Origin of the sequence: Rhizobium sp. BR 317 (assembly GCF_047445835.1) — a bacterium.
GTDB classification, from domain to species: Bacteria; Pseudomonadota; Alphaproteobacteria; order Rhizobiales; family Rhizobiaceae; genus Rhizobium; species Rhizobium paranaense.
Genome location: NZ_JARWLB010000222.1, coordinates 1 through 530 on the forward strand (window position 1 = coordinate 1; position 530 = coordinate 530).

The 530-nt window shown below is 68.1% G+C and carries 1 pseudogene; it reads right to left on the reverse strand.

The window, feature by feature from the left end:
* A pseudogene (locus QD357_RS32925) lies at window positions 1–402 on the reverse strand (hypothetical protein); the annotation flags it as partial.
* Window positions 403–530 lie beyond the last annotated feature (128 nt).

The window sequence follows — 530 nt, forward strand, 5'->3', positions numbered from 1 at the left end:
GCGCTGGGCGGCGCTGTCGTAGCCGACCGGACCGTCGAGATCCTCGTCGCGTGCGTCATTGGCGGCCTTGGCGGTGGCATCGCGTGCCTCACTGACGGCGCGGGAGTAGAACTGTCCGGCGCCATGGGCAGAGCCGACATAGGCGCCGACGATGCGCTGGAGGTGGATCTGCATCGCCCGTTCGCCAAGGCCTTCGGACAGGCTCTCGGCGGTTTCGATGATCAGGCGCTCGTGCAGGTCGCGGATCCCGTCGCCGTCGATTACGGCCGTGCCGAAGCTTTCGGTAATCGCCATCGCCTGGGCGGCGTCCGGGCAGGTGAGCCGGACCATTTCGAGTGTGGCGCCCTTTCGAAGCTGCACCACGCGGGCGGAGTGGCGGGATTGGGTTGCGGGCTTTGCCATGGGCTTGTCCTTTCAGGTTCCTCCGAAGCGGTTCCGGCCCTTGCCGGTCTGCCCTTCGGTGCGGTCAAAAGGAGCCGGCGGAAGACGGGCGTTTCAGGGTCCGGGGCCGCCAGGACGAGCGAAGCCGG